The organism is Streptomyces sp. NEAU-sy36 (genome assembly GCF_013423905.1).
Lineage (GTDB): Bacteria > Actinomycetota > Actinomycetes > Streptomycetales > Streptomycetaceae > Streptomyces > Streptomyces misionensis.
This window is the reverse complement of record NZ_CP058977.1, coordinates 1,611,516-1,636,810: the sequence shown is the minus strand read 5'-3', so window position 1 is coordinate 1,636,810 and position 25,295 is coordinate 1,611,516. Positions and strand designations below refer to the sequence as shown.

Annotated in this window: 25 protein-coding genes and 1 riboswitch; of the genes, 7 read left to right on the top strand and 18 right to left on the bottom strand. The window is 73.1% G+C overall.

What is annotated here, in order from left to right:
- Window positions 1-2: 2 nt before the first annotated feature.
- The 4 genes from HZZ00_RS07415 to HZZ00_RS07400 all read right to left on the bottom strand — a co-directional run bounded on the left by HZZ00_RS07415 (window position 3) and on the right by HZZ00_RS07400 (window position 3,824).
- Window positions 3-1,031, bottom strand: a complete 1,029-nt coding sequence (locus HZZ00_RS07415) for a 6-phosphofructokinase (RefSeq protein WP_070028617.1) — start codon at window positions 1,029-1,031, stop codon at window positions 3-5.
- Between the two features lie 111 nt (window positions 1,032-1,142).
- Window positions 1,143-1,820 carry a response regulator transcription factor gene (locus HZZ00_RS07410; protein ID WP_180331452.1) on the bottom strand — a complete coding sequence of 226 codons (678 nt, stop codon included), beginning with the start codon at window positions 1,818-1,820 and terminating at the stop codon, window positions 1,143-1,145.
- Window positions 1,817-3,031 carry a MacS family sensor histidine kinase gene (gene macS, locus HZZ00_RS07405; protein WP_180331451.1) on the bottom strand — a complete coding sequence of 405 codons (1,215 nt, stop codon included), beginning with the start codon at window positions 3,029-3,031 and terminating at the stop codon, window positions 1,817-1,819. Before macS ends, HZZ00_RS07410 begins: the two co-directional genes overlap by 4 nt.
- 46 nt (window positions 3,032-3,077) lie before the next feature.
- Window positions 3,078-3,824, bottom strand: a complete 747-nt coding sequence (locus HZZ00_RS07400) for a 1-acyl-sn-glycerol-3-phosphate acyltransferase (protein WP_180333420.1) — start codon at window positions 3,822-3,824, stop codon at window positions 3,078-3,080.
- A 184-nt stretch (window positions 3,825-4,008) separates the two neighbouring features.
- On the opposite strand from HZZ00_RS07400, the gene HZZ00_RS07395 reads away from it, so the two are divergent.
- Window positions 4,009-4,788 carry a carboxylesterase gene (locus tag HZZ00_RS07395; protein WP_180331450.1) on the top strand — a complete coding sequence of 260 codons (780 nt, stop codon included), beginning with the start codon at window positions 4,009-4,011 and terminating at the stop codon, window positions 4,786-4,788.
- Window positions 4,781-5,380 carry a hypothetical protein gene (locus HZZ00_RS07390; protein WP_180331449.1) on the top strand — a complete coding sequence of 200 codons (600 nt, stop codon included), beginning with the start codon at window positions 4,781-4,783 and terminating at the stop codon, window positions 5,378-5,380. The genes HZZ00_RS07395 and HZZ00_RS07390 overlap by 8 nt, the downstream gene beginning before the upstream one ends.
- 15 nt (window positions 5,381-5,395) lie before the next feature.
- Here the strand turns inward: HZZ00_RS07390 and HZZ00_RS07385 are convergent, their stop codons facing one another.
- The 6 genes from HZZ00_RS07385 to HZZ00_RS07360 form a co-directional block, all read right to left on the bottom strand.
- Window positions 5,396-6,139 (bottom strand): endonuclease/exonuclease/phosphatase family protein, encoded by a 744-nt coding sequence (locus HZZ00_RS07385; RefSeq protein WP_180331448.1) that lies wholly within the window; start codon window positions 6,137-6,139, stop codon window positions 5,396-5,398.
- Between the two features lie 107 nt (window positions 6,140-6,246).
- Entirely contained in the window at window positions 6,247-7,200 is a 954-nt protein-coding gene (locus HZZ00_RS07380) for an ROK family glucokinase (RefSeq protein ID WP_070028623.1), read from the bottom strand.
- Window positions 7,201-7,267: 67 nt separating this feature from the next.
- Window positions 7,268-7,759 (bottom strand): DUF5304 domain-containing protein, encoded by a 492-nt coding sequence (locus HZZ00_RS07375; protein ID WP_180331447.1) that lies wholly within the window; start codon window positions 7,757-7,759, stop codon window positions 7,268-7,270.
- Window positions 7,760-7,816: 57 nt separating this feature from the next.
- A complete protein-coding gene (locus tag HZZ00_RS07370) occupies window positions 7,817-8,989 on the bottom strand; it encodes an ArsA family ATPase (protein WP_180331446.1) in 1,173 nt (390 codons plus the stop codon).
- Between the two features lie 106 nt (window positions 8,990-9,095).
- On the bottom strand, window positions 9,096-9,533 hold the full coding sequence (locus tag HZZ00_RS07365) for an SRPBCC family protein (protein ID WP_070028626.1): 438 nt from the start codon (window positions 9,531-9,533) through the stop codon (window positions 9,096-9,098).
- 125 nt (window positions 9,534-9,658) lie between these two features.
- A complete protein-coding gene (locus HZZ00_RS07360; protein ID WP_180331445.1) occupies window positions 9,659-10,456 on the bottom strand; it encodes a metallophosphoesterase in 798 nt (265 codons plus the stop codon).
- A 297-nt stretch (window positions 10,457-10,753) separates the two neighbouring features.
- On the opposite strand from HZZ00_RS07360, the gene HZZ00_RS07355 reads away from it, so the two are divergent.
- Window positions 10,754-12,550 carry a long-chain fatty acid--CoA ligase gene (locus HZZ00_RS07355; RefSeq protein ID WP_180331444.1) on the top strand — a complete coding sequence of 599 codons (1,797 nt, stop codon included), beginning with the start codon at window positions 10,754-10,756 and terminating at the stop codon, window positions 12,548-12,550.
- Between the two features lie 31 nt (window positions 12,551-12,581).
- Here the strand turns inward: HZZ00_RS07355 and HZZ00_RS07350 are convergent, their stop codons facing one another.
- Window positions 12,582-13,724 carry a glycosyltransferase family 4 protein gene (locus tag HZZ00_RS07350; RefSeq protein WP_180331443.1) on the bottom strand — a complete coding sequence of 381 codons (1,143 nt, stop codon included), beginning with the start codon at window positions 13,722-13,724 and terminating at the stop codon, window positions 12,582-12,584.
- A 131-nt stretch (window positions 13,725-13,855) separates the two neighbouring features.
- Between HZZ00_RS07350 and HZZ00_RS07345 the strand changes: the two genes are divergently transcribed.
- Window positions 13,856-15,082, top strand: a complete 1,227-nt coding sequence (locus HZZ00_RS07345; RefSeq protein WP_180331442.1) for a glycosyltransferase family 87 protein — start codon at window positions 13,856-13,858, stop codon at window positions 15,080-15,082.
- A 6-nt stretch (window positions 15,083-15,088) separates the two neighbouring features.
- On the opposite strand, the gene HZZ00_RS07340 is transcribed toward HZZ00_RS07345, so the two are convergent.
- Complete coding sequence (locus HZZ00_RS07340) at window positions 15,089-16,402, bottom strand: MATE family efflux transporter (RefSeq protein WP_180331441.1); 1,314 nt, start codon at window positions 16,400-16,402, stop codon at window positions 15,089-15,091.
- Window positions 16,403-16,498: 96 nt separating this feature from the next.
- On the opposite strand from HZZ00_RS07340, the gene HZZ00_RS07335 reads away from it, so the two are divergent.
- Window positions 16,499-17,056: a PadR family transcriptional regulator gene (locus HZZ00_RS07335; protein ID WP_180331440.1), complete on the top strand. Its 558-nt coding sequence runs from the start codon at window positions 16,499-16,501 to the stop codon at window positions 17,054-17,056.
- On the opposite strand, the gene HZZ00_RS07330 is transcribed toward HZZ00_RS07335, so the two are convergent.
- From HZZ00_RS07330 to HZZ00_RS07310, 5 genes are all read right to left on the bottom strand, one after another.
- Window positions 17,013-18,200 carry a hypothetical protein gene (locus tag HZZ00_RS07330; protein WP_180331439.1) on the bottom strand — a complete coding sequence of 396 codons (1,188 nt, stop codon included), beginning with the start codon at window positions 18,198-18,200 and terminating at the stop codon, window positions 17,013-17,015. The genes HZZ00_RS07335 and HZZ00_RS07330 overlap by 44 nt on opposite strands.
- A 30-nt stretch (window positions 18,201-18,230) precedes the next feature.
- On the bottom strand, window positions 18,231-19,292 hold the full coding sequence (locus HZZ00_RS07325; protein WP_180331438.1) for a C40 family peptidase: 1,062 nt from the start codon (window positions 19,290-19,292) through the stop codon (window positions 18,231-18,233).
- A gap of 240 nt (window positions 19,293-19,532) precedes the next feature.
- On the bottom strand, window positions 19,533-20,567 hold the full coding sequence (locus HZZ00_RS07320) for a C40 family peptidase (protein ID WP_180331437.1): 1,035 nt from the start codon (window positions 20,565-20,567) through the stop codon (window positions 19,533-19,535).
- A 212-nt stretch (window positions 20,568-20,779) separates the two neighbouring features.
- Entirely contained in the window at window positions 20,780-22,123 is a 1,344-nt protein-coding gene (locus HZZ00_RS07315) for an NYN domain-containing protein (RefSeq protein WP_180331436.1), read from the bottom strand.
- 50 nt (window positions 22,124-22,173) lie between these two features.
- Entirely contained in the window at window positions 22,174-22,413 is a 240-nt protein-coding gene (locus HZZ00_RS07310; RefSeq protein ID WP_070028634.1) for a hypothetical protein, read from the bottom strand.
- A 152-nt stretch (window positions 22,414-22,565) separates the two neighbouring features.
- On the opposite strand from HZZ00_RS07310, the gene HZZ00_RS07305 reads away from it, so the two are divergent.
- Window positions 22,566-23,351, top strand: a complete 786-nt coding sequence (locus HZZ00_RS07305) for a rhomboid family intramembrane serine protease (RefSeq protein ID WP_180331435.1) — start codon at window positions 22,566-22,568, stop codon at window positions 23,349-23,351.
- Window positions 23,348-23,629, top strand: a complete 282-nt coding sequence (locus HZZ00_RS07300; RefSeq protein WP_070028636.1) for an Lrp/AsnC family transcriptional regulator — start codon at window positions 23,348-23,350, stop codon at window positions 23,627-23,629. The genes HZZ00_RS07305 and HZZ00_RS07300 overlap by 4 nt, the downstream gene beginning before the upstream one ends.
- 29 nt (window positions 23,630-23,658) lie before the next feature.
- On the opposite strand, the gene HZZ00_RS07295 is transcribed toward HZZ00_RS07300, so the two are convergent.
- Window positions 23,659-25,020: an aminotransferase class V-fold PLP-dependent enzyme gene (locus tag HZZ00_RS07295; RefSeq protein ID WP_180331434.1), complete on the bottom strand. Its 1,362-nt coding sequence runs from the start codon at window positions 25,018-25,020 to the stop codon at window positions 23,659-23,661.
- 144 nt (window positions 25,021-25,164) lie between these two features.
- A riboswitch (SAM riboswitch) is annotated at window positions 25,165-25,281 on the bottom strand.
- Window positions 25,282-25,295: the final 14 nt, after the last annotated feature.

The window sequence follows — 25,295 nt, the reverse complement described above, 5'->3', positions numbered from 1 at the left end:
GCTCAGCCGAAGAACACCCCGACCTCGGCGTACAGCTTCGGGTCGACGGTCTTCAGCTTGGCGGTCGCCTCGGAGAGGGGCACGCGCACGACGTCGGTGCCGCGCAGGGCGACCATCTTGCCGAAGTCGCCGTCGCGCACGCAGTCCACGGCGTGCAGCCCGAAGCGGGTGGCGAGCCAGCGGTCGAAGGCGCTGGGGGTGCCGCCGCGCTGGATGTGCCCGAGGACGGTGGTGCGGGCCTCCTTGCCGGTGCGCTTCTCGATCTCCTTGGCCAGCCACTCCCCGACCCCGGACAACCGGACGTGCCCGAAGGAGTCCAGCGTCTCGTCCTTGAGCACCATCTCGCCGTCCTTCGGCATGGCGCCCTCGGCGACCACCACGATCGGGGCGTACGACGCCTTGAAGCGGGAGGTGATCCAGGCGCACACCTGGTCGAGGTCGAAGCGCTGCTCGGGGATGAGGATGACGTTGGCGCCGCCGGCCAGGCCGGAGTGCAGGGCGATCCAGCCGGCGTGCCGGCCCATCACCTCGCAGACCAGGACCCGCATATGGGACTCGGCGGTGGTGTGCAGCCGGTCGATGGCCTCGGTGGCGATGTTGACTGCGGTGTCGAAGCCGAAGGTGTAGTCGGTGGCGGACAGGTCGTTGTCGATGGTCTTGGGCACGCCGACGCAGGGCACGCCGTACTCGCCGGACAGCCGGGCGGCGACCCCGAGGGTGTCCTCGCCGCCGATCGCGATCAGCGCCTCGACCTCCTGCTTGGCCAGGTTGTCCTTGATCCGGCGGATGCCGTCCTCCTGCTTGAGGGGGTTGGTCCGCGAGGAGCCGAGGATGGTGCCGCCGCGGGGCAGGATGCCGCGCACGGCGGGGATGTCGAGACGGACGCTGCGGCCTTCGAGGGGGCCCCGCCAGCCGTCCCGGAAGCCCACGAACTCGTAGCCGTACTCCTGTACGCCCTTGCGTACGACGCCCCGGATGACGGCGTTCAGCCCGGGGCAGTCGCCGCCTCCGGTGAGTACTCCGACCCGCATGGAAATGTCCCTTCGCCCGCATTGCCTGACGCTTTGTCACGCTAATGGTGATGCGCGTCACATCGGGAGAGGCGGGACGGGTGAATCGGGAGCATTGCGCCCCGATCCGGACTACCCCGCGTCCAGGCCGCGTTCGATCGCGTACCTCACCAGTTCGACCCGGTTGTGGAGTTGCAGCTTGCCGAGGGTGTTCTGGACGTGGTTCTGCACCGTGCGGTGGGAGATGACGAGGCGTTCGGCGATCTGCTTGTAGCTCAGTCCCTTGGCGACCAGCCGCAGCACCTCCGTCTCCCGCTCGGTCAGCCGGGGCGCGCCCGGCTCGTCGGTGTCGGGCGCGGGCGCCGGTTCGGCGGCCAGGCGCCGGTACTCGCCGAGCACCAGTCCCGCCAGGCCCGGGGTGAACACCGCGTCGCCGGCGGCCGTGCGGCGCACCGCGTCCAGCAGTTCCCCGGTGGAGGCGGACTTCAGCAGATAACCGGTGGCGCCGGACTTCACCGCCTCCAGCACATCGGCGTGCTCCCCGCTCGCGGACAGCACCAGGACGCGCAACGCCGGGTTGTGGGCGACCAGTTCCTTGCACACCTGGACGCCGGGCTTGGCGGGCAGATTGAGGTCGAGGACCAGGACGTCGGGGTCGGCGGCCTTGGCGCGGCGCACGGCCTGCTCGCCGTCGCCCGCGGTGGCGACCACCTCGAAGCCGGACTCGGTCAGGTCCCGGGCGACCGCGTCGCGCCACATGGGGTGATCGTCCACCACCATCACCCTGATCGGGTCCTGCTGCCGTGTCATCGCCGCTCCGCCTTCTTCTTCCCCCGCGCCGCCAGGGCGCCCTTCGGTACCTTCAGTTCGACCTCGGTGCCCTGCCCGGGCACCGAGATCAGCTCGGCGCTGCCGCCGAGGTCGCGCAGTCTGCCCCGGATGGACTGGGCGACGCCGAGCCGCCCCTCGTCCTCGGCCTCGGCGAGCCGGCCCTCGGGGATGCCGGGTCCGTCGTCCCGGACGGTGACCACGATGTCCTCCGGCTCGTCCTCCAGCAGGATCCAGGCCCGCGCCCCCTCGCCCGCGTGCCGCTCCACATTGTCCAGGGCGGCGCCGACCGCCGCGGCCAACTCCCGTGCAGCGGACGGCGGCAGGGGCACCGGGGCGCCGGGCTCGGCCAGGGTCACCCCGTCGCGCGCGAAGGGCGCGAGGAGGGTGCGCAGATCGACCGGGCCCGGCTCCGCCGGCTCTTCGCGGGCCGGTACGGCGCCGTCCGCGGCGATCCGGGCGACGGGCGGCAGTCCGCCGGAGACCAGGGTGCGCAGGGCCACCTCCTGCTCCCCGGCCAGCCGGCCCAGCTCGGCCGCCTCGCCGCCGAGGGCGGTGCCGCGCCGCTTCACCATCGCCAGGACCTGGAGCACGCTGTCGTGGATGTCCCGGGCCAGCCGCTCCCGCTCCCGGGTCGCCGCCTGGATCTCCAGGGCGCGGGCGAGGGTGCGCTCGGAGGCGCGGGCCACCTCCACGACGTAGCCGATGCCGACGGAGGCGATGCAGACGAGGATCAGGCTGTGCAGGGTGTCCTTGGCGACCTGGCCGCGCTCGGCCAGGTTGGCGGCCGCCACCACGACGGAGACGGCGGCGGCCCAGCGCCAGCCGCCCTTGACGGCGAAGCCGAGCACCGCGCCGCCGGTCCATATCGTCGGCAGCGTCGGGCCGCCCGCGGTCCGCTGGTGGGTGTCGGCGAACGCGGTGAGCAGGATGCCGGCGAGCGCGATGGCCAGATCGGCGCAGAGGAACGCCTTGGTGCAGCTCGCCGCGTTGCGCACCCGGGGCAGGGTGGCCAGCGTCCACACGGCCAGCACGGCGTCGTAACCGACCGCGATCCAGGGGCGGGTGTAGTCCTCGTACGAGGTGACGCACAGGCCGGCCGCGTACAGCATGGTCAGCACGCGGTACCCGGCGAGCGCCCGCCACAGCGGCAGCTCCACCGACATCCTCAGCACACGCTCGCGCCCGGCCATGTCCCCCCTTTTCCCCTGTCCCCCGGCCCCCGCCGGGCCCCCGCGGCTACCTGCCCTCCGCTTCCTTCCCGGCTTCCTTCTCCGCTTCCCTGGCGTTCTTCTCCGCTTCCTTGGCCGCCTTGGCCGCCTCCGCGATCTGCCGCTTGGCGGCGGTGGCGTACATGTCGACGTACTCCTGGCCGGAGAGCTTCATGATCTCGTACATGACCTCGTCGGTCAGCGCGCGCAGGACGAAGCGGTCGTGTTCCATCCCCTGGTAGCGGCTGAAGTCGAGGGGCTTGCCGATGCGGATGCCGGGGCGCATCAGCTTCGGCATCACCTTCCCGGGCGGCTGGATCTTCTCGGTGTCGATCATGGCCACCGGGATCACCGGTGCGCCGGTCGCGAGCGCCACGCGGGCCAGGCCGCCGGGCTTGCCCCGGTAGAGCCGGCCGTCGGGCGAGCGGGTGCCCTCCGGGTAGATGCCGAACAGCTCACCCCGTTCCAGCACCTCTATACCGCTCTTGATCGCGGCCTCGCCGGCGCCGCGGGCACCCGAGCGGTCCACCGGGAGCTGGCCGACGCCCTTGAAGAAGGCGGCGGTCAACCGCCCCTTCACCCCGGGCGTGGTGAAGTACTCGGCCTTCGCGATGAAGGTGACCTTGCGGTCCAGCATCGTCGGCAGGAAGAACGAGTCCGAGAAGGACAGGTGATTGCTGGCCAGGATGGCGGGGCCCTCGGCCGGAATGTTCTCCAAGCCCTCGACCCAGGGCCTGAAGGCGAGCTTCAACGGCCCCCCGATGGCGACCTTCATCGTGCCGTACAACACCCGTGTGCCTCCCGTTTCCGTCGAACAGACCTTAACCCCCGGGGCGCCCGATGGACCCGACGGCCCTGGTCGGTGTCCGTGCGGTCGCGTACGGTGAAGCACATCCGCGAGTTCTCCACGCCCCGGCCGGCCGACGGCGGGGCCCTTCCCCGGAACAGGAGCGTCGAAGGTGCCGGTTCTCCCTGGAGCCGAGCCGTACCGCCACGCAGGCGGGGAGGTGGGCGTCCTCTTCTGTCACGGCTTCACCGGTTCGCCCCAGTCGCTGCGCCCCTGGGCGGAGCACCACGCGGCGCACGGTCTGACCGTCTCGCTGCCCCTGCTGCCCGGCCACGGCACGCGCTGGGAGGACATGCAGCTCACCGGCTGGCAGGACTGGTACGCGGAGGTGGACCGCGAGCTGCGGCTGCTCGCCGAGCGCTGCTCCCGGGTGTTCGTGGCGGGCCTGTCGATGGGCGGGGCGCTCGCGCTGCGGCTGGCCGCGCTGCACGGCGAGCGGATCGACGGCGTGGTCGTCGTCAACCCGGCCAACAAGATCCACGGGCTGTCCGCGTACGCCCTGCCCGTCGCCCGGCACCTGGTGCGCACCACCAAGGGCATCGCCAGCGACATCGCCCTGGGGGGCGCGGCGGAGACCGGCTACGACCGGGTGCCGCTGCACGCGGCGCACTCGCTGCGCCGGTTCCTGCTCCGGCTGGACGGTGAGCTGCCCCGGGTCACCCAGCCGTTGCTGCTGTTGCGCAGCGCCCAGGACCACGTGGTCCCGCCGGCCGACTCCGCCCGGGTGCTCGGCCGGATCTCGTCCACGGACGTCCGCGAGATCGTGCTGGAACACAGCTACCACGTCGCGACGTTGGATGTGGACGCGGACCGGATCTTCGAGGAGAGCCTCGGTTTCATCGGCCGGCTCGCACCGAGTCTCGGCGAGGAAGGGACGGCCGCAGTTGGCTGAGCACGAGCCCGGTCCCGAGGGCCGCGAGGACCACGAGGGCCGGAGCGAGCCCGACGGGAAGGGCATGCCCTTCGACGAGGACGCCGCCTGGCGGGCCATCGTCGCCGGGTACGGCGAGGAACCGCCGGACCCGCCGGGGGCCAAGCCCTTCAAGCCGGTGGAGGACCTGGCGCTGCTGGAGAAGGACGCGCCCGCGGAGAAGGAGACGCAGCCCGGGAGCGAGGGCTCCGGGGAGCAGCGGCCCGCCCGGCCGCTGGGCAGCTCCGTCTCCTTCGCGCCCGGTGTCGGCCCCCGCGACCACCGTCCGGCCGAGCCGTCCGAGCGCGACTTCGACGAGGACGACGAGGGCCACTTCGTACCGCCCGAGCCGCCCCCGCTGCCCAACGCCGACACCACCGCGAAGTTCGCGTGGCTCGGTGTGGTCGGCGGACCCGTCCTGCTCCTGCTGGCGGTGCTGCTCGGCTGGGACATGACCTGGTGGCTGGCGACCGCCGGCATCGGCGGTTTCCTCGGCGGCTTCGCCACGCTGGTGGCCCGGATGCGGACGGACGACGACGAGGACGACGACCCGGGGCGCGGGGCCGTCGTCTAGGGCCAACCGTGCTGGTCAGGCCGGGATGCGCAGGGCGGTCAGGACCGGGAGGTGGTCGGTGGCGGCGGACAGATCGGCGCGGGTGACACCGGGCTGGTCCAGCGGGACCCCGCAGCCGAGCACCTCGACGCCCTTGGTGGCGAACACCGCGTCGATACGGCGGTGGGGCTCGCCGTGCGTCCAGGTCTCCTCGCCGCCCCAGGGGGCCACGGCCCGGCAGTCCTGGAGGGCGCCGGCGAGCAGCCGGAAGGTGCGGCCCTCGGGGCCCTCGTTCAGATCGCCGCCCGCGACGGCGTGCTCCACGCCGAGCTGGTCGAGCCGGTCCAGGAGCAGCCCGCCCTGGGCGTAGCGCTCACGGCCGTCGAGGCTGAGGTGGCAGCTGATCACGCCGAGGCGGGCGCCGCCGAAGCGGACCACCGCGGTGGCCAGACCGCGCCGGTGCAGACCGGGGGTGAGCGGCAGCAGCACATCCTCGGTCCGCTCCACGGTGGCCCGCAGCGAGCACAGGACCGCGGGTCCGGCCGCGGTGCCGCCGCCGGTGAGGAGGACCAGTCCGGAGGCCGCGGCCAGCCGGGTGAGCTTCTTGCGCCAGCGGAAGAAGCGGGGCGCCTCCTGGATCAGGACCAGGTCGGGGGCGCAGGCGGTGATCACCCTCGCGAGGGCGTCGGTGTCGTCGCGCAGTGAGCGGATGTTGTAGCTCAGGACGCGGATGACGGCTGAACCGTCGGGTTCGGTGTGGGAGTTGGGGAGCGGCGCCATGTGGATCAATGTACGCCGCGCCCTCGGGCGCGGGCGACCGAGCCCACCTCACCCCAGGGCGGGGGGCCGTACCGGGATACGGCCCCGCCGCCGAGCCGGGTGGCTCCTTACATGACCGGGTCGGGCTCACGGGCCAGGTCGGCCGCGCCGACCATGCCCGCCTTGTTGCCCAGCTGCGCGGCGATCACATCGGCGACCGGCCGCCAGTTCCCGCCGACCAGCCACCGCTTGTACGACTTGCGGATCGGGTCGAGCACCAGGTCGCCCTCGTCGGAGAGCCCGCCGCCGACGATGAAGGCGGAGGGGTCGAAGAGGGAGGCGAGGTCGGCGAGGCCGGCGCCGGCCCAGCGGGCCAGCTCGCGGTAGGAGTCCACCGCGACCTTGTCGCCCTGGCGGGCGGCCATGGAGATGTGCTTGCCCTCGATGCCGTCCGGGGTGCCGTCGCCGAGCGAGAGCAGCAGTTCGGCCCGCTCGGGGGTGGCGTTGGCGCGCTGCTTGGCGTAGCGGACCAGGGCGCGGCCGGAGGCGTACTGCTCCCAGCAGCCCTGCGAGCCGCAGCCGCACAGCAGGCCGTCCGGCACCATCCGGATGTGGCCGAATTCGGCGGCCACGCCGAAGTGACCGCGGCGCAGCTTGTTGCCGATGATGATGCCGCCGCCGAGGCCGGTGCCGAGCGTGATGCAGATGACGTTGCGGTGGCCCTTGCCGGCGCCGAACCTGTACTCGCCCCAGGCGGCGGCGTTGGCGTCGTTCTCGACCACGACGGGGAGGCCGGTGCGCGCCTCGACCTTTTCCTTCAGCGGCTCGTTGCGCCAGTCGATGTTGGGCGCGAAGTAGACGGTGGAGCGCTGCCGGTCGACATAACCGGCCGCACCGATGCCCACGCCGACGATCTCGTGCCCGGCACGCGCGCCCTCCACCGCGGAGGCGATGGCGTCCACGATGGCCTCGGGCGTGGTGGGGGTCGGCACCTTGAAGGTCGAGAGGATGTTGCCTTCCTCGTCGACCACGCCGGCCGCGATCTTTGTGCCGCCGATGTCGACGCCGATGGTGAGTCCCATGAATCCCTCAGTTTCGGTCGAGCCCCGCTACGGCCAACCGTACCCGAGGCCCTTGCCGACGAGGGCTTCAGTCCAGGTCGATGCGCTCCGAGGACCCGGTGCCCTCGCCCCCGTCGCCGCCGTCGCCCTGCCGGTCCGCGCGCCATTCGTCCGCGAGGCCGGACGTGCCCGACGTCCAGCGGTGCTCCTGGGACCGGACGGCGGAGCGGTAGGCGGCCAGCAGCTCGCCGCCCGCGGCCGCTAGGTGGTCGAAGACGTCGGGATTGCGCTCCATGACGGGCTCGACGGCCGCCTTCGCCTGCTGGACGGCCTGCCTGACCATCTGCTGGGCGGCCGGGCCGGCGAGGCCGAGCAGGGGGGACTGGAGGCCGGACAGCTTGTCGGCCACCGTGTCCACGAGCCTCTTCAGCTCCTCGGCGGCGGAGCCGGGCGGCGGGCCGTACGTGGTACGCCGGCGGGCCTTCTCGGCCTCCAGGTCTTCGGCGCAGGCCGTGGCCCAGGCGTCGGCGTCGCTCACCCGCGGCTCCTCGTGCGGTTCTGCGGGGCGCTCTTCGCTCATGGCGGCCTCCTGACTGCGGTTCGCCCTTACGACGTTACCCGAACGGGCGGCCCCGGTTCACCGTGCCGCGGCGGGCCACAGACCGGGGTCGGGGGCGAAGCGCACCCGCAGCTCGCCCTCGCGCAGCCCGGCCCCGGAGACGGTGCAGCGGCGCAGGGCGGAGGGCAGCGGAACGATCCGGCGGAAGGGGCCGGTGGTGATCACCAGTTCGTCGCCGCGCCGGATCAGGTCGAGTTCCTCGCGTATGGCGCCGGGCAGCGGGATGTGCCAGACCAGCACCCCGTCCTCGGCGATCCGGTCGGCGACGGTCCACTCGACGGGTGCGGAGGCGGGCTCGGCGGCGGGGACCGCGAGGGCGGTGAGGTCTTCGGTGCCCCGCGGGTCGCGGCCGAGGTGCGGCACGGGGTGGACGTCGTACGTGCCCCGCCACTCCTCGAACGCCTCGCGCTGCTGGGCGAGGAGTCCGGCGAGCCAGGAGCCGGCGGCGGCGTCGGGCAGGGTGCGGTTGGCGATCAGCGCCTCGGTGCGCAGTCCGCGCAGGGCGAGGCCGAGGCGGGCGGTGCGCAGCGCGGCGGCTCCGGCCGGGCCGGGCTCGGCGACGAGCCGCACGGCGGTGTGCCGGTCGTTGAGCACGGCCTCGACGGCGGCGAGTTCCGTGTCCCAGCGGGCGGCCGTCTCGTACAGCCAGTCGGCGGGCATGGGCACGCCGGCCAGCCGGCCGAGGACGGGGCGCAGCGCGCGGGCGGCCTGGCGCTCGGGCGGCAGCAGGCGGCGCAGGTAGCGGCGCAGTTCCTCGGGGAGGGCGAGCAGCGCGAGGGCCTCGGGCAGGGCCGGCAGGTCGACGACGAGGAGGTCGTGGTCCTCGGACAGCGCGGCGTCCCGCAGCGCGCGCAGGAAGGTCAGCTCCTCGGCACCGGGCAGCGGGGTGACCTCCTCGGCGTCCAGCCGTGACGCACCGAGCAGGTCGAGGACGCTCGCGGCGCGGGCCTGGAAGTCGGCGAGGTCCTGCCGGAAACCGGCGGCGGCGTCCGGACGCCAGACGGTGAGGCCCGGCCGGACCTCGACGGGCGCGGCACCCGTCTCCGTGCCCAGCACCGCGCCCGGGGTGTCGGTGCGGTCGGCGCTCAGCAGCAACGTCCGGCCGCCCTCCCGGGCGGCCCGCAGCGCGGTCCCGGCGGCGACGGTCGTACGGCCGCTGCCGCCCGGCCCGGTGATCAGGATGGTACGCATGAGGCTGAACCGTAACGGAAAGCCCCCGCGCGGCGGTTCGGTCCGGCCGCCCGGGAGCACGGGGGCGCTGCGCGGCCCCGTGCGTCCCGTGCGCGGACGGGGCGGGTCAGGCCGACTCGACGCGCTTCTTCAGGCCCGCCAGGGCGCGGTCGATGACGACCTTCTCGGCCTTGCGCTTGATCATGCCGAGCATGGGGATCTTGACGTCGACGGTGAGCCGGTAGGTGACCTCCGTGGCGCCCGCGCCCGCCGGCTTCAGCAGGTAGGACCCGTCGAGGGAGCGCAGCATCTGGGACTTCACCAGCGTCCAGGAGACCTCGTTCTCCCCGCTCCAGGTGTACGCCAGCGTCTGGTCGTCCTTGATCGCGCCCGCGTCCATGACGAGCCGCACCTGCTCGGCACGCCCGCGCTCGTCGGTCTTGAGGACCTCCGCCTCCTTGACCTCGCCGGTCCAGTCCGGGTAGCGCGCGAAGTCGGCGATCACCGCCATGACGTCGGCCGGAGCCGCCTCGATCGTGATGCTCGAACTGGTGTGTTCCGCCATCGCCGTGGCTCCTCCAGATGCGGACCGAAGAGACTCTTGCGTGCGCTCGCTGCGCACGTGTGTGCAGCGTGAAGGCTACCGTGCGCCCGACCTGCCCCCTTCACCCCGTCTCCGCTCGCCGCCCGTCACCACTCCAGGACCCAGGGCCTCCCCGTCGCCGCGAAGTGGCCCACGTTCACGCACTCGGTGGAGCCGACCCGCATCCGCCGTGCCAGCGGCTGGTGAACATGGCCGAAAAGCGCGTAGCGGGGCCGGGTGCGGCGAATGGCGTCCAGCAGGGCCCGGCTCCCCCGTTCGAAGCGGCGCGCGACCGTGTCGTAGACCAGTTCCGGCACTTCCGGGGGGATGTGCGTGCACAGCACGTCGACCTCCCCGACCGCCTCGATCTTCGCGGCGTACTCCTCGTCGTCGATCTCGTACGGCGTCCGCATCGGTGTGCGCAGCCCTCCGCCGACGAAGCCGAAGGTCCGGCCGCCGATCTCCACCCGCTCCCCGTCCAGCACGGTGGTGCCCGCGCGGGCGTACTCCCGCCACAACGGCGGCATGTCGACATTGCCGTAGGTGGCGTACGTCGGCGTGGGGAACGCGGCGAACAGTTCGGCGTACTGCTTGCGCACCGCCTTCTCGATGGCCGCGTACCGGTCCCCGTCGATGCCGGACCACAGCCGGGCCCCGAACGCGCGGGCCTCCTCGAAGCGCCGGGCGGTGCGCAGTTCCACGATGCGGTCCGCGTTCCGCTCGCCGAAGAGGTCGGGGAAGATGCCGCGCGAGTGATCGGCGTAGTCGAGGAAGAGGACGAGGTCACCGAGGCAGATCAGGGCGTCGGCACCCTCGCCGGCCCGCGCCAGGTCCCGGGCGTTGCCGTGCACATCGCTGACCACGTGGACGCGGGTCCGGGCGCTTCGAGGTGGTGTGGATGCCATGGCGATCAAGCGTAGGCGTGTGCGGTGCACGTGAACAGTGCAGGTCTTGGCCTGCGGTTACTCGCCGGTCGGAGCGGCCGTGGACTACTGTGCGCGAAGGAACGCCCACCTGTGTGACACAAGGAACATCTCCCCGGAACCCCCTGTCGGGAACGCCATACCGGCGGGTAACGTCCGGGCAGTCCAGTCGTGCTCAGGGTTTCGGCCACCGCGAACCCGAGCACCAGCCCGAGCCTTGGACCGCACCGTCGCATCACACAACGTCGTGGCGCCGGCGCCCTATGAGGAGCAGCAGTCTTGCGCGAGTTCAGCCTTCCGGCTTTGTACGAGGTCCCTGCGGACGGAAATCTGACCGACATCGTCCGCAGAAACGCCGCGCAGCATCCCGACGTCGCCGTCATCGCCCGCAAGGTGGGCGGGGTGTGGCAGGACGTGACGGCCCGGGAGTTCCTCGCCGAGGTGCACAAGGCCGCCAAGGGCCTGATCGCCGCCGGGGTGCAGCCGGGCGACCGCGTGGGCCTGATGTCCCGGACGCGCTACGAGTGGACGCTCCTCGACTTCGCGATCTGGAGCGCGGGCGCGGTCACCGTGCCGGTGTACGAGACCAGCTCCCCGGAGCAGGTGCAGTGGATCCTGTCCGACTCGGGCGCGACGGCGTGCGTGGTGGAGCTGGACACGCACGCGGCGGCCGTGGAGACGGTGCGCGACACGCTGCCCGCGCTGAAGAACGTCTGGCAGATCGAGGCCGGCGCCGTCGAGGAACTGGGCCGGCTGGGGCAGGACGTGTCGGACGCGACGGTGGAGGAGCGCTCCTCGCTCGCCCGCGCCGACGACCCGGCGACCATCGTCTACACCAGCGGCACCACGGGCCGCCCCAAGGGCTGTGTCCTCACCCACCGCAGCTTCTTCGCCGAGTGCGGCAACATCGTGGAGCGGCTGCGTCCGCTGTTCCGCACCGGCGAGTGCTCGGTGCTGCTCTTCCTCCCGCTGGCGCACGTCTTCGGGCGCCTGGTGCAGATCGCGCCGATGATGGCGCCCATCAAGCTGGGCTGCGTCCCCGACATCAAGCACCTGACCGACGAACTCGCCGCGTTCCGGCCGACGTTGATCCTCGGTGTACCGCGCGTCTTCGAGAAGGTCTACAACGCGGCGCGCGCCAAGGCGCAGGCGGACGGCAAGGGCGCCGTCTTCGACAAGGCGGCGGCCACCGCGATCGCCTACAGCAAGGCCCTGGACTCGCCGTCCGGGCCGTCGTTCGGGCTGAAGCTCAGGCACAAGGTCTTCGACAAGCTGGTCTACGGCAAGCTGCGCGCGGTCCTCGGCGGCCGGGGCGAGTACGCCATCTCCGGCGGCGCCCCGCTGGGCGAGCGGCTCGGCCACTTCTTCCGGGGCATCGGCTTCTCGGTGCTGGAGGGCTACGGCCTGACCGAGTCCTGCGCGGCGACCGCGTTCAACCCGTGGGACCGGCAGAAGATCGGCACGGTGGGGCAGCCGCTGCCGGGCTCGGTGGTGCGGATAGCGGACGACGGCGAGGTGCTGCTGCACGGCGAGCACCTGTTCAAGGAGTACTGGAACAACCCGGCCGCGACGGCCGAGGCGCTGGCCGACGGCTGGTTCCACACCGGGGACATCGGCACCCTGGACGAGGACGGGTACCTCCGGATCACCGGCCGCAAGAAGGAGATCATCGTCACCGCGGGCGGCAAGAACGTGGCGCCGGCCGTGATCGAGGACCGTATCCGGGCGCACGCGCTGGTCGCGGAGTGCATGGTGGTCGGCGACGGGCGGCCGTTCGTGGGCGCCCTCATCACCCTGGACGAGGAGTTCCTGGGGCGCTGGGCCGCGGAGCACGGCAAGCCGGCCGGCTCCACGGTGGCCTCGCTGCGGGACGACCCCGAGCTGAACGCCGCGATCCAGGAGGCCGTGGACGACGGCAACGCGGCGGTGTCCAAGGCGGAGTCGGTGCGCAAGTTCCGTGTCCTGCCGGGGCAGTTCACGGAGGACTCCGGTCATCTGACGCCGTCGCTGAAGCTGAAGCGGAACGTGGTCGCGAAGGACTTCGCGGACGACATCGAGGCGATCTACGCCAAGTGACCTGCGCGGCGGGGCTCTTGGGGAACACGCGTCAGAGCAGTGTCCGCAGGCGCTCCGCCAGCAGGTCCCACCGCCACTTCTCCTCCACCCACCGGCGGCCCCGCTCCCCCATCCGCCGCCGCAGGGCGGCGTCCTGGAGCAGCGCGGTGATGCGGTCGGCGGCCTCCTGCGGGGCGCCGCCCCGGACCACCCAGCCCGTCTCGCCGTCGAGCACGGCGTCGGGCGCGCCGCCGGAGTCGCCGGCGACGACCGGCAGGCCCGTCGCGGAGGCCTCCAGGTAGACGATGCCGAGGCCCTCGACGTCGAGGCCGCCGCGCCGGGTGCGGCAGGGCATGGCGAAGACGTCGCCGGCGCCGTAGTGGGCGGGCAGCTCGGACCAGGGGACGGCACCGGTGAAGCGGACCGAGGCGGCGACACCGGTCTCCCGGGCGAGCCGGCGCAGGTCCTGCTCGTAGGGACCGCCACCGACGATCAGCAGCACGGTGTCCGGCTCGGCGGCGAGGATCCTGGGCAGGGCCCGGATCAGCGTGTCCTGGCCCTTGCGCGGCACCAGCCGGGAGACGCAGACGACGACCGGACGGTCGGCGAGGCCGAGGCGGGCGCGGACCTCGTCCCCGCCGGAGTCCGGGTGGAAGGTCTTCTCGTCGACGCCGGGCGGCAGTTGCACCATCCGGCCGGCCGCCTCGGGGGTGAGCGCGGCGGCGATGCGGGAGCGGGTGTACTCGCCCAGATAGGTGATCGTGTCCGTGGCTTCGCCGATCCGGCGCAGCAGCTGCCGGGCCGCGGGCAGCTGGGCCCAGCCGGCCTCGTGCCCGTGGGTGGTGGCCACCAGCCGCTCGGCCCCGGCGCGGCGCAGCGCGGGCGCCATCAGTCCGAGCGGCGCCGCGGCCCCGAACCACACCGAGGTGCAGCCGTGCTCGCGCAGCAGCGCGGTGGCCCGCCCGGTCGCCCCGGGGGTGGGCAGCAGCATCGTCGTGCGGTCGCGTACGACGGTGAAGGGCTGCTCGGCGTCGAAGGCGGCGGTGGCCTCGACGCCCTCCCGGCTCCGCTTCCAGGTGGAGGCGTAGACGACCAGCTGCCCGGGGTCCAGCCGGAGGGCCATGTTGTGCAGGAAGGCCTGGATGCCGCCCGGCCGGGGCGGGAAGTCGTTGGTCACGATCAGGGTCTTGTGCATCGTGGCCGACCCTACCGAATCGGCCGTACGGCCCGGATACGGGCGGCCGCGTTGGCACGGCCGCGGGCGGTCGGGACATCATGGTGCCGCGACGGCGGGACTCGAAGCGCAATCGAACGGCAGGGGATCACGTGGAGACCAAGGACGCCCGGCGGTCGCCGGCGTACCTGCTCGCGACCTGGGGCGTCACCCGTGCGGTGCTGCTGCTCTTCGTCTTCGGGGTGTACGTCTTCCCGGGCCCGGACGTCACCTCGGACGTGTCGGTGATCTACCGGGGGTGGTACGAGGTGCTGCGCGGCGGGACGTTCCCGCTGGACGACGTCACCTGGCAGTACCCCCCGGCCGCCGCGCTGGCGATCCTCTCCCCGGCTCTGCTGCCCTTCCTGTCGTACGCGCACGCCTTCTTCGTCCTGGCGTTCCTCGCGGACCTGGTGGTGCTGGCGTTGCTGCTGTGGCACTCGGGGCGTCCGGGCGGGTCGCGGCGCGGGGCATGGGTGTGGGTGGCGGGCGTCCCGCTGCTCGGCCCCACGGTGTACGCCCGCTACGACGTGATGGTGACCGCGGTGGCGGTGGCGGCGCTGGTGGCGGGGGCGCGGCACCCGCGGCTGATGGGCGCGCTGACGGCGTTCGGGGCGCTGCTGAAGGTGTGGCCGGCCCTGCTGCTCGCCGGGGCGGTCCGGCGGCGGGCGTGGGTGTCGGCGGCGGTGACGGGGGCGGGGCTCGCGGCGGTGTTCGCGGTGTCGATGCCGGGCGCGTTCGCGTTCCTCACCTTCCAGCGGGAGCGGGGCACGGAGGTGGAGTCGCTGGGCGGCCTGGTCTTCCATGTGGCCCGGCACTTCGGCTGGCGGGGCGAGGTGCTCTTGAACTACGGCTCGATCGAATTCCTCGGCCCGTACGTGGTTGAGGTGAGCACGGCGGCGCTGGCCCTGACCGCGGCCGCGTTCGGCTGGCTCCTCCTGTGGCGCCTGCGGGCCCGCCGCTTCACCCCCCGCACCCTGGCGGACGCGGCGTTCACCGCGGTCCTCCTGTTCACCGTCACCAGCCGGGTGATCAGCCCCCAGTACCTGGTCTGGCTGATCGGCACGGCCGCCGTCTGCCTGGCCCACCGCGCCTCCCGGATGACGTCCCCGGCCCTGCTCGTCCTCGCGGCCTCGCTCCTCACCGTCCTGGAGTTCCCCGTCGGCTTCGCCCACGTCGTCGCGAGCGACTGGTACGGCACCACCCTCCTCCTGCTCCGCAACGCCCTCCTCGCCGCGGCCGCCCTCCTGAGCGCCCACCGCCTGTGGCGCGCCACCGCCGCCCCGGCCCCCACCCCCCTGCACCCACTGCACCCGACCAGGACCTCGGTGCCCTCCTAGGCGGACTCAGCCGGCCTCGGCCGACAGGGCCCGCGGCCCCCGCACCCGCCGCAGCAGCACCGCCACGGCCCCGCACTGCACGGCCATGGAACACCCGAGCGCGAGCACGACACCGGGCAGCCCGAGGCCCGACAGGGCGGCGGCGAGCGGGAGTTGCACGGCGGTGCCGAGCAGGGTGATCCGCAGCAGCGCGTGCGCTCCCCCGCTGCCCTCGAAGACCCCGCCGAGCGCGATGAACCCGGCCATCAGCAGCAGGTACGGGCCGGCCCAGCGGAGGAAGAACACGCCCTGGTGGGCGACGGCGGGCCCAGCGCCGAACGCGGCCATGAGCCACGGGGCGGTGAGTGCGAACAGGACGGCCGCCGCGAGGCCGGCCACCCCGGAGACCAGCACCGCCTGCCGGGCTATGTCCCGGCGGGCGTCCGTCCCCGCACCCCGGGTGTGCGCGGTGTGGATCGCGGCGGCCTGCCGTACCGCGTAGAAGGCCATGGTGGCGAGGTAGAGCACCTTGTAGGCGGTCGCGTAGGCGGCCACCTCGACGACACCGAGCCGGCCGACGATCGCGACCAGCACCAGCGCCCCGCTCTGCCGGACGGTGAAGTCGGCGGACATGGGCATTCCGGTGGTGAGGGTACGCCGCACGGAGGTCCGCAGCCGTTCGGCCGGACGTACCCGGGCGGCCTCGCGCAGCAGCGTGTCGCGGCGGACGACGGCGAGGCCCACCACCAGGGCGGCGCCCCGGCACAGCACGGTGGAGACGGCGGCGCCCCGGACGCCGTGGAGGTGGATGAGAAGCGGGTCGCAGACCAGGATCAGCCCGTTGGCGAGCAGCGCGAGGCGCATGGGGGTCCGGGTGTCGCCGGCGCCCTTGAGGAGGCCGTCGACGAGTTGCTGGGCGAAGAAGACGGCCATGCCGGGCAGGGAGATCGCGAAGTAGGCGGCGGCCAGGCGCAGGGCCGCGGGGTCGGAGCCGCCCAGCACCAGGCGGGCCAGTGGCTCGCGCAGCAGCAGGCCGCCCACCGCGACCGGCGGGGTCACCAGCGCCCACAGCACGGTGCCGCCGCGCGCCGCGGCCCGTACGGCGGCCGGGTCGCGGGCGCCCCGTGCGTGCGCCACCAGCACGGTCGCGCCGGAGGCGAAGACCAGGGCGACGCCGAGCAGCACGTTCTCGGTGTTGGTGGCCACGGCCACGGCGGCGACGGCTGCACCGCCGAGCCGGGAGACCCAGACGGTGTTGACGATCCCGGAGGCGACCGAGGTCAGCAGGGAGAAGTAGACGGGGCGGGCGAGCGAGACGAGCTGGGCACGGTGGGCGTTCACCAGGGCTCCCGGGTATCTCGAAACGAGCTACCTCGATTCGATGTAGCTCGAAAAGAGCTAGCATGGCGAACGGGCCCGTCGCAAGGAGGAGTTGGCGTGCTGGAGTTGTCGATCCTCGGCTTCCTCGCCGAGGGACCACTGCACGGATACGAGCTGAAGGACCGCATCAAGGCGCTCACCGGGCACGTCCGTCCGGTCAGCGACGGCGCGCTCTACCCCGCCATCAACCGGCTGCTCGCCGCCGGACTGATCGACCGGCACACCGAGCAGGGCGCGAGCGCCGCGCCGCGCCGGGTGCTCTCCCTGACCGATGCGGGCCGCGCCGAGCTGCTGGCGCGGCTGCGCCGTCCGAAGCAGGTGGAGATCACCGACCAGGTCCGGTTCAACACCGTGCTGTCCTTCCTGCGCCACCTGCCCGAGCCCGCCGCACAGGCCGAAGTGCTGCGCCGCCGACTGGAGTTCCTCGAGACGCCGTCGAGCTTCTTCTACCGGGACGGGGAGCCGGTGCGGGCCGAGGAGGCCGGGGATCTGTTCCGGGCGGGGATGCTGCGGGTCGCGCGAGCCACCGGCGCCGCCGAGCGGGAGTGGTTGCGGGAGGCCGTCGGGGTGCTCAGCGCAGTTGGTCGACCAGGTACTGCCGCCACGCGGCGGTGAAGGCCCGCGGGGTGGTGCCGAGGACGGTGCGCAGGGCGTCGGTGAGGGCGGTGGGGCGGGCGGGGCGGGCGCCGAGCGAGCGGTAGAAGGCGGTGAGGCGGGCGGGGCCCCAGCGGTCGGCGATCATGCGGCAGGCCAGCCAGCCGCCCTCGTAGGCCTGGGCCAGTTCGGTGGGGTCGCTGGTGAAGCCGAAGTCCTTGTCGGTGGGCAGGGCGGCGGGGACCCGGCCGGCCTGGACGGCGCGGGCCAGTTCCGGGGCGGCCTCGGTGGGGGTGCGGTCGGTGCCCAGGTAGCCGATCCAGTCCGCGTACCCCTCGGAGAGCCACAGGGGGGTGGCGGAGGTGGTGCGGGCGCGGGTGGCCACGTGGGTCGTCTCGTGGGTGAGGACGACCTGTCTGCCCAGGGTGCCCAAGGCGGCGTAGGCGTCGGGGTTGATCACCACCCGGTCGGCCGGGGTCCGGCCCGCGCCGCCCGCCTCGCCGGTGGTGACGGCGGCGATGCCCCGGTAGTCGGCGGCCGGTGAGCCGAGCAGGCCCGCCATGCCGTCCAGGGACTTCGGCACCACGACCACCACCTTGCGGGTCCAGTCCGTGCCCCACTCCGCCGAGACCGCGGGGACCGCCCGGTCGGCCATCCGGGCGTAGGCCCCCAGGTCGGCCGGGGACTGCCCGGTGCCCAGGACCAGGCTGTGCGCGCCCGGCACGGCGGTCACCGTGCCCTGGTCCCACAGCTGCTGCCCGGACCCCCCGGCGGGCCGGTCGGCGGTGACGTACCAGGTGCCCTGGGCCGTCCGGGACAGGGTGACGGTGCGCCGGGTGTCGACGGGGGCCCGGTCGTAGCCGGCGACCCGGTACGTCAGCTCGGCGTCGGCGGTGGCCCCCGCGGCGGTGCGGCGCAGCCCGGTGACCCGGTAGGCCCAGGAGGCCAGCGGCAGGGCGCGCAGCCTGGTGTACTCGGCGCGGGCGCCGGTCGCGTCGTACGCCCCCTCGTCGTGCCGCAGCAGCGCCGCCGAGCGCATGTCCAGCAGGCGCTGCACCTCGCTCCGGGCGGAGTCGGCCGCCGTCCGTCCGGCACAGCCGGCCAGCGGCAGCAGCAGGCACAGGGCCAGCGCCCCGACCCGTCTCACCCTCCCGTCACCGGCCATCCGACGATCGTACGGCGCGTCGCGCGGGCGTCAGGGCCGGGTGACCGAGGAGATGGGCATCATCCCGACCGGGTCGTAGCGCACCGCCGCCCCCGGGTGGGGCGCGTGGATGACCCGGCCGCCGCCGACGTACATCGCCACATGGCTGGCGTCGGAACGGTAGACGACCAGGTCACCGGGGCGGGCCTGGGAGAGCGGGACGTGCCGGCCGGCGAAGCGCTGCTCCTGGGAGGTGCGGGGCAGATGGACGCCGGCGTGCGCGTACGACCACTGCATCAGGCCCGAACAGTCGAAGCCCGCGGGTCCGTTGGCGCCCCACACATAGGGGCGGCCGAGGGCGGAGCGGGCGGCGGCCAGGGCGGCGGCGGCCCGCCCGTCGGGGGCGGTCGCCGCACCGGCCGGTTCCGGCAGCCCGAGGCGGTCCGGGCCGGCCGAGCGGGAGGAGCGCTCGTAGGCGGCGCGGTCGGCCGCGGACAGGGAGTCCAGCAACTGCCGCGCCCGGGCGAGCTTGCGTTCCACCGTCCGCTTGTGCGCGGCGACGGCCCGGCGGCTGCGGTCCAGTTCGGCGAGTTTCCCGGCCGTCTCCGCGCGCTCCTGGTCGAGTTCGCGCAGCGCGGACCGCAGCTCCCGCAGCCGCCCGGACTGCTCGGCGCCGATGCGGTCGAGGGTGGCGGCCTTGTCGAGGTAGTCGTCGGGGTCGGCGGAGAACAGCAGGGCGACGGCCGGGTCGATGCCGCCCGTGCGGTACTGCGCCCCGGCCAGCGAACCCAGCTCCTCGCGCAGGGTGTTGACCTCCTGCTGGCGGCGGGCGATCCGGTCCTGGGCGTACCGGACCTCGCGGCGCAGGCCGTCCGCGCGCTCCTCGGCCTCGTCGTAGGCCTGGGTCGCCTGCTCGGCCTCCGTGTAGAGCCGGTCCACCTCGGCGCGGGCGTCGGCGTGCGGCGCGGCGTGCGCGGGTACGGCGCCGAGCGCGGCGGCGGCCGACAGCGCGCACAGGGCGGCGGCGCCCAGGGCGAGTCCGGACGGTGCACGGCGGTGACCGGACGGTGCACGGTCACGGCCGGACGGTGCAAGGCGGCGATGGGACCCCACGGGTTGCCGAACCCCTTCCACTGGCTGACGGAGGACGTCCCCCGGCGCCAGGGACGGGGAGGCCCGGGCGCCGGGGAAACGCGGCAGACAGTAGCCGTGCGGAAGGGTCGCGGCCAAAGACCTCGACGGCGACAAAGAGTGACGCCCCGCCGCTGACGCAGGTCACCGGCGGGGCGTGGAGTCAACTCTCGTCCCACGGGTTCGCCCGTTCGGGCGCCCTCGTGAGGTTTGCGGCGGGTCTCAGACCCGCACGCCGAACTGGAACGGCATGTCGGACATCGCCTCGTAGCGCACCACGGCACCGGTGTGCGGGGCGTGCAGCACCTGGCCGTTGCCCGCGTACAGGCCGACGTGGTGGATGTCGCCGTAGAAGAACACCAGGTCGCCGACCTTGAGGTCGCTCTGGTTGTAGATCCGGGTGCCGATGGTGGCCTGCTCCTCGGAGGTACGCGGGATGGAGACGCCGGCCTGCGCGTAGGCGTAGGAGGTCAGACCCGAGCAGTCGAAGGAGGAGGGGCCGGTGGCGCCGTAGACGTACGGCTTGCCGATCTGGGCCTGGGCGGCGGCGAAGGCGGCCGCGGCCCGGCCGGAGGCGGGCGGGGCGTCACCGAGGTTCACGCGCTGGCTGGAGGAGCGGTCGGCGCGCTGCTGCTGCGCGGCCAGGTCCGCCTTCTCCTTGGCGGTGAGGCTGTTGAGGATCTTCTGGGCCTCGGCCAGCTTGGCCTGGACTTCCTTCTTCTTGTTGCCCAGTTCGGTCCGGGTGGCCGAGAGGTCCTTGAGCTTCTCGGTGGCCTCGGAACGCTCCTGGGCGAGTTCGCGCTGCTTGTCCTGGATCTTGCGCAGCGCGTCGACCTGCTGGCCGCTCAGCTGGTCGAGGGTGGACGCCTTGTCGAGGTAGTCGTCCGGGTTGGAGGAGAGGAAGAGCTGGACCGAGGGGTCGATACCGCCGTCGCGGTACTGCGCGGTCGCCAGCGAACCCAGGCCGTCGCGCAGCTTGTTGAGGTCTTCCTGACCCCGCGCGACGTTGTCCTGGATCGTGGATATCTCCTTCTGCAGCTTCTGCTGCTTCTCCTTGGCGCCGTTGTACTTCTCGGTGGCCTGCTCGGCCTCCTCGTACAGCTTGTCGACCTTGGACTTGACCTGGTCCTTGCTGAGCTTCGGACTCGGCGCGGCGTTCGCGGCGTTGGCGCTGAGCACGACGGCAGCGGCGGCTGCGGTGGTCAGCACGGTCACGCGTGCGCGGCTCTGCTGTTTGGGTCGACGGTGGGACGCCACGGAGGACGAACTCCTTCTTGTGAGTGTTCACCCGTTCGGAGGTTCGAGCCCAGACCCTAGTGACACAGTTGTGATCATTCAAATCCTCACGACAAAAAATGCCGTGACGCAATGTATTTTTTGCACACAACACACGAGCAGTGATGCGCGATTGACCCTATGTCGCGTAACAGGGCGCCCAATCCGGGCATTGCGTACGCCTGTCGGGCCTTTCAGGACAGTCGCTTCAGAAGCACCGCAGACGCCACCGGCCGGGCACCCGCCCGCGCCACCCCGTCGGCCACCTCGCGGTCGGTGGACGCCACGATGACCGGACGGCCCGGCGGTTCCGCGCGTACCAGCTGACGGATCAGCTCGTCCGCGGTGACGCCCGGCTTGGAGAACAGCACCCGCACCCCGCGCGGCGGTGCGAGCAGCACCGGCGCGGCCAGTTCCGCGCCGTCGAAGACGCAGGTCACCTCGGCGCCGGTCTGCGCGGCGAGCGCGGACAACTGCCCGAGCAGCCGCAGCCGCTGCTTCTCCAGCGGCATCTGCGGATAGCCGGTCTTGGTGACGTTGTAGCCGTCGACCACCAGATGCGCCTGCGGCAGCGCGAGCAACTGGTCGAGGATCGCGGGGTCGTGCTCGGACAGGGCGCGCGCCGCGATGTCCTTCGGGGTCATCCGGCCCGGCTCCACCGCGTCGACCGTCTCGGCCGGGCGCACGGACACCGGCGGCAGCGCCAGCTCCCGCCGCAGGCCCTGGGTGGCGTCCAGCAGGGTGTCCAGCAGCAGCCGTACCCGCATGTCCTCCACGCTGCGGCCCTCGCGGGCGGCCTTGCGGGTGGCCTCCAGGGCCGCCTCCGCCTCGCCGAGGCGTGCCTTGAGCCGCCGGGACTCGCTCTCCGCGGCCGACACCTGGAGCTGCGCCTCGGCACGGACGGTGTCCATCTCGGCCTGCGCCTTGCGCAGCGCGGCCTCGCCGCGGCGCACGTCGCTCAGCGCCGAGCGCAGCTTGCGGTGCAGCGACTCCGCCTCCCGCTTCGCCGACTCCAGCTCCGCGCGCAGCCGTTCGGTCTCCGACCGGGTGTGCTCGCGGGCGTGGTCCAGTTCGACGCGCAGCCGGTCCAGCTCGGCCCGGCTCTCCTCGCCGGCCCGCTCGGCGTCGGCGCGCTGGGCCTCCTCGCCGGCCGCGGTGACCAGCTTCACCCAGCCCGCCGGGCGCAGCACATAGGCCGCCGCCGCCACGTCCAGCGGGTCGGCGGCCGGGGGCGCCGACCCGGAGTCGAGGGCGCCGGCCAGCTCCGGCTGGGCCTCCCGGAACTTCTCGCCGATCCGCTGTCTGAACAGCGCGTCGGTCTCCAGCGCCGACGCCATCGCGTTCCCGGCGAACTTCACCCGGCGGTTCGGGGCGAACCGGGCGTACTGCCGCAACTGGGCGGGCAGTTCGGCCACCGTCAACTGGCCGAAGCCGTCCGAGACGATCCCCACGACCCTGCGGCGCACCCCGTCGGGCAGCGGACGGTCAAGCACCTCAGCGGTGCCGTCGCCCGGCCCCCCGCCTGCGCTCTCCACCATCCGTCACACCCCACTACCGATTGCCGACATCCCCTGGCGGGCCCGCTCCGTCAGGAGCCGGTGCCCGGCCTGTCCACGAGTTCCACCTGGTCCACCGCGTTGCACCAGCGGCAGCGCACCGACTCGATGGTCTCACTGACCACCTGGCGCTCCTCCACCGTCGGCTCGCCGGCCAGGTCGAGGTGGACGTACTCCACGACCTTGGACGAGCGGGTGACGTCGAAGCGGGTGAGGTTTCCGCAGAGGGTGCAGCGCCATCGCGTCGTGGCGGTCGGCAGGGGAACCGTCATCGTGCCTGTTCGCTTCCTTCTCGGGTCGGACCGCGCCGGCGGCCGACGCGTGTGGCTCGTAACCCTACGGCCTGGCGGGTGCTCGCCGCCCGTCCGTTCACGGCGGCGAGGCGGTATGTCAGCTTGCGTCCGTTACGTCATGCTCTGTATTCATGATCAGCGAGTGGAGCACGGCCGCCGGCAGGACCTTCAGGGCACTCAGGGCCGCGCCGACGACGTACGGCCTCATCGCCCTGTGCTGTCTGATCTTCGCACTGGGCCCGGCGTCCGGGATCGTCCCCGGATACGGCACCGGGTATGCGCTGCTCGACACGGAGCGGGTGTACTTCCGCCACTGGGGGGTGGTCCCGGCGGAGCTGTTCGCCGCCCCCGCGGCACACGCGCTCTCCCCGGTCACCGCCCTGTTCCTGCACGGCAACTGGGTGCATCTGCTGGGCAACATGCTCTTCCTCCTCGTCTTCGGCGTGCTGACCGAGGAGCGGATGGGCCGCGTGGAGTTCACCCTCTTCTACGTCGGCTGCGGCTACCTCGCGCTGCTGGGGTACGCGGCGGCCAACGCCACCTCCGAGCAGTCGCTGGTGGGCGCGTCGGGGGCGATCTCGGCGGTGCTCGGTGCGTTTCTCTTCCTGTTCCCGCGCGCCCGTGTCACCAGTCTCCTGCCGTTCCTGTTCTTCCTGCCGCTGCGGTTCCCGGCGTGGGTCGTACTGCCGTTCTGGGTGGCGTTGCAGTGGGTGGCGGCGGGACGGTCGGTGCAGGGGCCGGGGGTGGCGTACCTGGCGCACCTGGTGGGGTTCGGCGTGGGGTTCGGCTACGCGTGGGTGCGGTACGGAGGGCGGCGGGACCGCGAGGGCGGTCTCGGGAGGGCGGCGGCGGGAGACGGGCGGGCTAGAGTGAAAACCGCACCCGCTCCGGCACCCGAGGGAGAGAACCAGCCGTGATCACCGCGATCGTCCTCATCAAGACCAGCGTGGACCGGATCCCCGAGATCGCCGAGCAGATCGCCGCGCTGGAGTCGGTGAGCGAGGTGTTCTCCGTGACCGGCACGTACGACCTGATCGCCATGGTCCGGGTGCGGCGGCACGACGACCTGGCCGAGGTGATCCCGGGCCGGATCAGCAAGATCCCCGGTGTCGAGGGGACCGACACGCACGTGGCGTTCCGTACGTACTCCCAGCACGACCTGGAGGCGGCCTTCGCGATCGGGCTGGACTCCTGACCGTCTGAAAGCCGCCCCCCGCCAGGTCTTCACACCGCGGGGACGCAGCGGCCGTCCTCGGTGCGGTACGTCCACTTGGCACCCTCGGTCACCAGCTCCCGCACCGCCGTCAGGAAGCGCTCGACGTGCTCGTCGGGGGTGCCCGCGCCGAAGCTCACGCGGATGGCGTTGAGGGACTTCTCGCCGGGGGCGGCCTCGGGGGCGCCGCACTCGCCCTGGGTCTGGGGATCGGTGCCGAGCAGGGTGCGCACCAGCGGGTGGGCGCAGAAGAGGCCGTCGCGGACGCCGATGCCGTACTCGGCGGACAGGGCGGCCGCGAAGTGGGAGCTGTTCCAGCCCTCCACCACGAAGGAGATCACGCCGACCCGCGGGGCGTCGTCCCCGAACAGGGACAACACCCTGACCTGCGGAATCCCGGCGAGGCCCGTGCGGACCCGCTCGATCAGCCGCTGCTCGCGCGCGACCAGGTCCGCCCAGCCGGCCTCGGTGAGCGCCTTGCAGGCCGAGGCGACGGCGTAGGCGCCGATGACGTTCGGGGAGCCCGCCTCGTGCCGGGCCGCACTCTCGTGCCACTCCACGTCCACTCCCCCGTCGGCGCGCCGGGTGACCCTGCGGCTGGCGCCGCCGCCCGCGAGGTACGGCTCGGCGGCCCGCAGCCAGTCGGCGCGGCCGGCCAGCACGCCGGCGCCGAAGGGGGCGTACAGCTTGTGCCCGGACAGGGCGACCCAGTCGACGTCCAGGTCGGCGATGTCCACGGGGTGGTGCGGGGCCAGCTGGGCGGCGTCCAGGACGATCCGGGCGCCGTGCGCGTGCGCGGCGGCGGCCAGCTCGCGCACCGGCCACAGCTCGCCGGTGACGTTGGAGGCGCCGGTGACGCAGACCAGGGCCGGACCGTACGGGTCGCGGTCGGCCAGGGCCCGCTCCAGGGTCCGCACCGCCTGCTGCGGGGTGCGCGGTGCGTCGAGGTAGGTGACCCGGGAGTCCTGCCAGGGCAGCAGGGAGGCGTGGTGCTCGGTCTCGAAGACGAAGACGCGGCAGTCGGCCGGGACCGCCCGGGCCAGCAGGTTCAGCGAGTCGGTGGTCGAGCGGGTGAAGACCACCTGGTCGTCGGCCCGGCAGCCGAGGAAGCCGGCGACCGTGCGGCGGGCGGTCTCGAACAGGTCGGTGGAGAGCTGGGAGAGGTAGCCGGCGCCCCGGTGGACGCTGCCGTAGTAGGGCGCGTAGGCGGCGACGTCGTCCCAGACGCGCTGGAGGGCGGGGGCGCTGGCCGCGTAGTCGAGGGCCGCGTAGGTGACTTCGCCGCCCGTGACGAGCGGGACGGTGACATCCCGCCCCAGAACGGGCAGCGGGGAGCAGATCGACGGGTCGGCGACAACGCTGGAGTGAGACATGGGGTGACTCCCGTGAGACCGTACGCCGAAGGGACGTACGGGAAAAAGGTGAAAGGGGTACGCGGAGGCGGGGCTCTGCGGCCCTAGCGCATTCGCTTGCTCACGGAAGGCTCCCTCGTACGACCAGGACCCCTGGGTTCGAGGGGTCCGCGCTTGCCGTAGACCTCGCTGCCTACGACCTGGTCCTCACCCGGGGCACCCCGCCACGGACGGAGGGTTGCCGGACAGTCGGCCGGGGCCTCATGACTGTCACTCATGACCTGGTACGGAAATTA